The organism is Caulobacter sp. GW821-FHT05F04 (assembly GCF_059419665.1).
In genome coordinates, this window is sequence record NZ_JBWKSF010000012.1 from 90,263 (window position 1) to 96,262 (window position 6,000).

The window sequence follows — 6,000 nt, forward strand, 5'->3', positions numbered from 1 at the left end:
TGTTCCCTTGCCTATCTAGGGACGCCTTGTGACACCGCCAACCGTTGATGATCGCTAGGGCTCTTCAGATCAGCCGTCTGGCTCTTCGAGTCAGCCCGTCACCGCCAATGCGGCGGCCGCGTCGCGCCCAGCGGCTGGCCAGGGGCGGACTATGACGCTACGGTGCCGAGCGGGGCGCGCGCTGGCGCACTTCATGGATCAGCCGAGGGGCGACCCCATGCACGAAGAACCCTATCGCGTGCTGAACGCGATCCACCATGGCGCTGTCGGTGATCTGGCAGGGCGCGAGCGATGGATCGCGGCCATGAAGACCATCCAGTGGGTGGCCGAAAGAGACCGCGGAAGCTTGGTGCTGACGTCGCAAGGCCAGCAGGCGTTCGGTCGGATGGCTGCTGATCGCCATCGGTTGTTCGGGTCCCAGGGGCGAAGCCACGCTTATGACGCCCTTACTCCGTCGGCTAGCACACCGGACCGTGGCGCGCGCAAGCCGCGCGAGATTCGGTCGATCGCCGCATCGGCGCGATAGCCAGTCTGGTGGTCGAGGGTTCGGGTAAGGCTGGAATTTCTGACGTTGGACGAGCATCATCGCCGCGACCTCCTCGAGGGCGGAGGCCGCCTGTCGCCAAGGCGACCAAGTCGATCCCAAGGGAGTCCGACGGTGCGAACCACGCAGCAATGCCTCGCCAAGGCCGCCGCCCTAGACCAGCGTGCCGGGCGGCGCCCAAAGCCCAAGGTCAGGGATGACCTCCGCGACATGGCCGACGGCTGGCGCTTGCTGGCGATGCAGGCTTTCTGGCAGGACGAATACGGCCGCACCGACGTCATCTGCTTGGCCCCAATTCCCCGATCGGAAGGATGCGACGGCCGGTCTGAAGCGCGATCGCCGCCGCGGGCAGTTCCCGATGCCTGACGGTACGGCCACGGCCCACCTCTACCGCCCCAAGCTGATCACCGTGCTCAGCGAGGGTTATAGCCTCGATGCCTTGCGCAAGGACGGATTGGCCGCGCTGACCGTCGCCATCGTCGCCTTGCCGCTGTCGATGGCCATCGCCGTGGCCTCGGGCGTATCCCCCGACCGCGGACTCTATACTGCCATCGTCGGCGGCTTCCTGGTCTCGGCGCTTGGGGGCAGCCGATTCCAGATCGGCGGTCCGGCCGGAGCTTTCATCGTCCTGGTGGCGGCCACGGTCGCCCGGTTCGGCGTCGAGGGCCTGCTGCTGACGGTGCTGCTGTCGGGGCTGATGCTGACGTTGCTGGGTGTCTTGCGGCTCGGCTCGCTGATCCGCCACATCCCGCACGCGGTCACCGTCGGCTTCACCTGCGCCATCGCCGTCACCATCCTGACCAGCCAACTCAAGGATCTCGGCGGCCTCCGATTGCCCGGGGGCGAACCTGGGCCGCTGTTTCCGAAAATCGTCGCCCTGACCCGGGCGCTACCCACCTTCAGTCCGGCGGCGCTGGGCGTCGGGGCGGGTTCGGCGGCGCTTATCTTCGCCCTCAAGCGCTGGCGGCCCGCCTGGCCCGGCATGCTGGTCGCCGTGGCGGCGGCGGCAGTCGGCGTGCTCCTTCTGCATTTGCCGGTGGAGACGATCGGCGGCCGGTTCGGTGGCGTGCCCCACAGTCTGCCGGCGCCGCATTTTCCATCCGCCACGCCGTCGCTGCTGCCGCAGATCCTGCCCGCCGCACTGTCCTTCACCCTGCTCGGCGGGGTGGAGAGCCTGCTGTCGGCCAAGGTCGCCGACGGCATGACCGGCCGCAAGCACCGTTCGAACATGGAGTTGGTCGCCCAAGGGATCGCCAATATCGCCTCAAGCCTGTTCGGGGGACTGCCCGTCACGGGCACCGTCGCCCGCACGGCCACCAACGTCCGGGCCGGGGCGCGCAGCCCGATCTCCGGCATGATGCACTCAGGCTTCCTGTTGCTGTTCATGCTGGTCGCCGCGCCCCTGGCCAGTTTCGTGCCGCTCGCGGCTCTAGCCGGAGTGCTGGTGGTGGTGTCCTGGAACATGGCGGAGAAGGCGGAGTTCGTGCGGCTGCTACGCGCCTGGCGCCCGGCCGCGGTCTTGCTCGCCACCTTCGGCCTGACCCTGGTCCAGGACCTGACCTTCGGCATCATCGCCGGCTGCGTCCTGGCGGCGATGTTCGCGGCCTTCCGTCGCGGCGTGCCCGAGGAGGGCGACTGAGCCACCGCAGGCGTGTCCGAGATCGGTCAGATGATGGCTTGCTGATGCGCTGAACATCACGATAGATCGCGAAATGATCACCGGTCCGCAGATGAAGGCCGCTCGCGCGCTGCTTGGCATCGATCAGAAGGAGCTCGCGCGCCGCGCCGGCCTGTCCCTGCCGACCATTCAGCGTATGGAAGCCTGCGACGACGTGGTCCGCGCCGTCGTCGACAGTCTGGAGAAGGTGGTCACCACCCTCAACGCCGCCGGGGTCGAGTTGATCGCGCCAGGCTCGCGCAGCGAAGGAACTGGCCGCGGGGTGCGGCTGCTGGACCGGGGCTAGGATGGGCGCGGGCGGGCGGCCCGAGCCTATGCTCAGCTGTCAACGTCCGACCGGCGACAGGTGATCAGCGTGTTGCCGACTCCGCCCTCTAGCACCGGGGTCATGACCGGAGCGAACCCGGCCTGACGCAGCGCCCTGGCGATCCATTGCGCCGACCACGACAGGGCGTCGTCGGCGACGTTCCAGACGATCAGGCCGCCGGGCTCCAGCACCTTGGAAAGTAGGTCAGCGATGTCGCTGGTCAGAAGGGCGGCTGGAATCTCGGCGCCGCGAAAGACGTCGATGGCGACGGCGTCCCATTGGTGCTCGGCCGATCGCAGATAGGTCACCGCATCCGACGGCACGCACTCGACTTCGTCGGGCAGATGAAACCATCGCCTTGCGATCTCGAAGGCCGGCGCCCAGTCGTCGATCGCCGTCACCCGCACCCCACGCCGGCTGAGCTGGGTGGCGAGCGCGCCGCCCGCCGTGCCGAGCAGCAGGACGTTCGTGGCGCCACCCAGGGCGTCGTCCATCGCCGCGATGTAGTTGAGGCAGTTGCCGCCGTCGCGGTCGACGTGGGTGTAGAGCATGGGGCCATCGAAATAGAGCCGGCCGCCATCCCCACGCAGTTCCACCACCCGGACCTGGCGCGCGCCATCGTCGTACCGATGCAGGATCTTCATGGGGCGCAGCTGTTCCGTTGGGGCCTCGACCCATGGTGCGGGTCGGCGTCGCCCCACACTATCGCCCGCGCCGCTGTGCTCCAACCGTCTGAAATGATGTTCAAAGCATCATTATAGATGGTTTGAACATCACGTCACGCATGGTGCGGCGGTGACGGAGGCATAGGCTGACCCCGAGGCACACCAAGGCCGCGCGCCAGCTGGGTTGCCCGCCGCAGCGCCTCGCGTTCAGGCCGATTGACTCCTTCGCGCCACGGGATGAGAGCATTGCCAGTACATATCGAGCCGCCAATGTCTGCCCCAAGCGGTAGCCGCGCGTGACGCCGCGCGCCTTTTCGGCCATCAATCTTCGTCCCCTTTGGTGTCGAGAACGAGACCCTGGTGGAGTGCGTCGGTCCTGATCGCCACCTTCGGACGCTTTGCGGCCGCGGCGAGCAGGCGACGTTCGATCCCGTGGCCTGGGCTTTTTGCCCATGATGTCATTCGCAGGACGGTTGCGATGTCTCTGCGGGCGCTGGCATGCGCACTTCCAAGTCTGGCCTGGAACGCTGACCGAGACGGGTATGACTGTCCGGTCGTCGTCGGCGCTGGGAGATCGCTTCGAGCGCCAGCCGCGACCAGCAAGACTTGGCGGCGTGACACCTTGCCGGGTCGCGCGCGACGGTACCCGATCAGCATGCCGGCCCTACTCCGCGAACGGTCGATTAAGTGACAACCCAGGAAGCGGGAAAATCAAGGGGAGGGGGCTGTCACTTTCCTGCGTCACGAAAACTATGTGCTTTTTGATGGTTGATTTCTAGAAAAATGACACCGAGGCCGAGGTAGCTCTGATAGCGCGTCTTCGCCCGGACCTGGCGCGCAACCGCCGGCACCGACCCGAGTTTGGCGAATGTCAGGCCGCGGGACGCCGAAGCAAAGCGACGTCCCGGCGGGGCGAGGCGCCGAACATTCGTGAGTATTCGCGGCTGAACTGGGAGGCGCTCTCATAGCCGACGCGGAAGGCGGCGTTTTCCACATTGGTCTCGCCAGACGCCAGGAGCCGGCGCGCTTCGAAGAGGCGCAGCTGTTTCTGGTACTGCACCGGCGTCATCGCGGTCAGCGCCTTGAACTGCCGATGAAAGGCCGAGGGGCTGAGCTGAGCGATCGACGCCAGCTCGTCGACGCGGACGGGGTCAGCGTAGCGGTCGCGCAGGGCGTGGATCGCGCCGACCAGACGGCGGGTGCGGTCGCTTCCCAGGGCCATCTTCACGACCTCGCCGCCGTGCGGTCCGGTCAGCAGCCAATAGCAGATCTCGCGCATCACGGCCGGGTAGAGCAGGGCGATGGCCTGTGGCGTCTCCAGAAGTCGGACGGCGCGGGCGGCGCAGTCGGCCAGCGGTCCTTCGAAGTCGCTGACGAAAACGCCGTGGCGGACGCTCTCCAAGGCGATAGGCGCGCTGTCGAGGCTCTCGATCACCTCGCGCATCACGCCGAGGTCCAGCTCGATGACGAGGCCGAGATAGGGCTCTGCCGGACTGGCCTGCGTTACCTGGCCGACCGCCGGCATCTCGACGCCAACCACAAGGGCCTGGCCGGGCCCATAGTCAAAACGTCGCTCGCCGAAAGCCGTCCATTTCGCGCCCTGAAGCGTGATGCACAGGGCCGGCTTGATGATCATGTGGGAGAGCGGCTTGGGATGGTCGGAGCGCAGGATGGTCAGCCCCGCGATGGCGGTCACGAAAGGGCTCTTGCCCAGCTGTCGGTCCGTATAGCGCAGGACCGAATGCACTAGATCGTCCGCCATTCGAGCCCGCCCGCATCATTCTAGAGCCAGCATCTCAACCTAATCCCAGGAGCAGGAATAGGCAAGAATGGGCAGGGTTGCGGCATTCAGCATTGGCTGGCCACGCGTATCCTGACGCCATCAATTCGAACGCAGGAGCGCGTCATGCCCGACAACATCACGGCCCTTTCCGACACCCCGATCGCCATCGTCACCGGCGGAAGCCGCGGGCTGGGCCGCAACACCGTCCTCAGCCTCGCGCGGCGCGGCGTCAGGTCGATCTTCACCTACAACGCCAATCGCGCGGAAGCCGAAAAGGTGGTGACCCTGACGGCCGAAGCGGGGGTCAAGGCCATCGCCTTGCAACTCGACGTGGGAGAGGTCTCCACGTTCGACGCCTTCGCGGACCAGGTGCGCGAGACGCTCCGCGCCTTAGGGGCCGAGCGCTTCGACTATCTGGTCAACAACGCCGGCGTCTCGCATCACAATTCCATCGAGAAGACGACGGAAGAGGAGATGGACACGCTGTATCGCGTCAACTTCAAGGGCGTGTTCTTCCTGACCCAGAAGCTGCTGCCGTTGATCAAGGACGGCGGCCGGATCGTGAACCTGTCGAGCGGCCTGAGCCGGATCGTCGTTCCCGGCAGCGCGCCCTACGGCTCGCTCAAGGCCGCGATCGACGTCCTGACCCGCTATCAGGCCAAGGAGCTGGGCGCGCGGCGTATCGCAGTCAACGCCGTCGCCCCCGGCGCGATCCAGACCGATTTCAGCGGCGGCATGGTGCGCGACAATCCGGAACTCAACCGGCAGGTCGCCGAGATGACGGCTCTTGGTCGGGCCGGTGAGCCGGACGACATTGGACCGATGATCGCCGCCCTCCTGTCTGACGACAATCGTTGGGTCAACGCCCAGCGCATCGAAGTCTCGGGCGGCATGGCGATCTAGCAGGCTGTTCAAACCTAGGAGACAGGTCATGATCATGGATCGTCGGCATCTTACCACCTCGCTGCTCCTGGGCGCGATGGCCGCTATGGTCGCGCCCAGGGCGAAAGCCCAGGGCGCGCC

The 6,000-nt window shown here is 66.6% G+C and carries 6 protein-coding genes; 4 read left to right on the plus strand and 2 right to left on the minus strand.

Annotated features, from left to right (window positions below; genetic code table 11):
- Positions 1 to 217 precede the first annotated feature (217 nt).
- The 3 genes from AC07R7_RS24000 to AC07R7_RS24010 all read left to right on the plus strand — a co-directional run bounded on the left by AC07R7_RS24000 (position 218) and on the right by AC07R7_RS24010 (position 2,508).
- Positions 218 to 526 (plus strand): hypothetical protein, encoded by a 309-nt coding sequence (locus tag AC07R7_RS24000; RefSeq protein WP_494636820.1) that lies wholly within the window; start codon positions 218 to 220, stop codon positions 524 to 526.
- A gap of 376 nt (positions 527 to 902) precedes the next feature.
- Entirely contained in the window at positions 903 to 2,183 is a 1,281-nt protein-coding gene (locus tag AC07R7_RS24005) for a SulP family inorganic anion transporter (protein WP_494636821.1), read from the plus strand.
- A 73-nt stretch (positions 2,184 to 2,256) separates the two neighbouring features.
- Positions 2,257 to 2,508: a helix-turn-helix domain-containing protein gene (locus AC07R7_RS24010; protein WP_494636822.1), complete on the plus strand. Its 252-nt coding sequence runs from the start codon at positions 2,257 to 2,259 to the stop codon at positions 2,506 to 2,508.
- 32 nt (positions 2,509 to 2,540) lie between these two features.
- On the opposite strand, the gene AC07R7_RS24015 is transcribed toward AC07R7_RS24010, so the two are convergent.
- Positions 2,541 to 3,173: a spermidine synthase gene (locus AC07R7_RS24015; RefSeq protein ID WP_494636823.1), complete on the minus strand. Its 633-nt coding sequence runs from the start codon at positions 3,171 to 3,173 to the stop codon at positions 2,541 to 2,543.
- 892 nt (positions 3,174 to 4,065) lie between these two features.
- Positions 4,066 to 4,956 (minus strand): AraC family transcriptional regulator, encoded by an 891-nt coding sequence (locus tag AC07R7_RS24020; protein WP_494636824.1) that lies wholly within the window; start codon positions 4,954 to 4,956, stop codon positions 4,066 to 4,068.
- Between the two features lie 144 nt (positions 4,957 to 5,100).
- On the opposite strand from AC07R7_RS24020, the gene AC07R7_RS24025 reads away from it, so the two are divergent.
- A complete protein-coding gene (locus AC07R7_RS24025) occupies positions 5,101 to 5,880 on the plus strand; it encodes an SDR family NAD(P)-dependent oxidoreductase (protein WP_494636825.1) in 780 nt (259 codons plus the stop codon).
- The last annotated feature ends 120 nt before the right edge of the window (positions 5,881 to 6,000 follow it).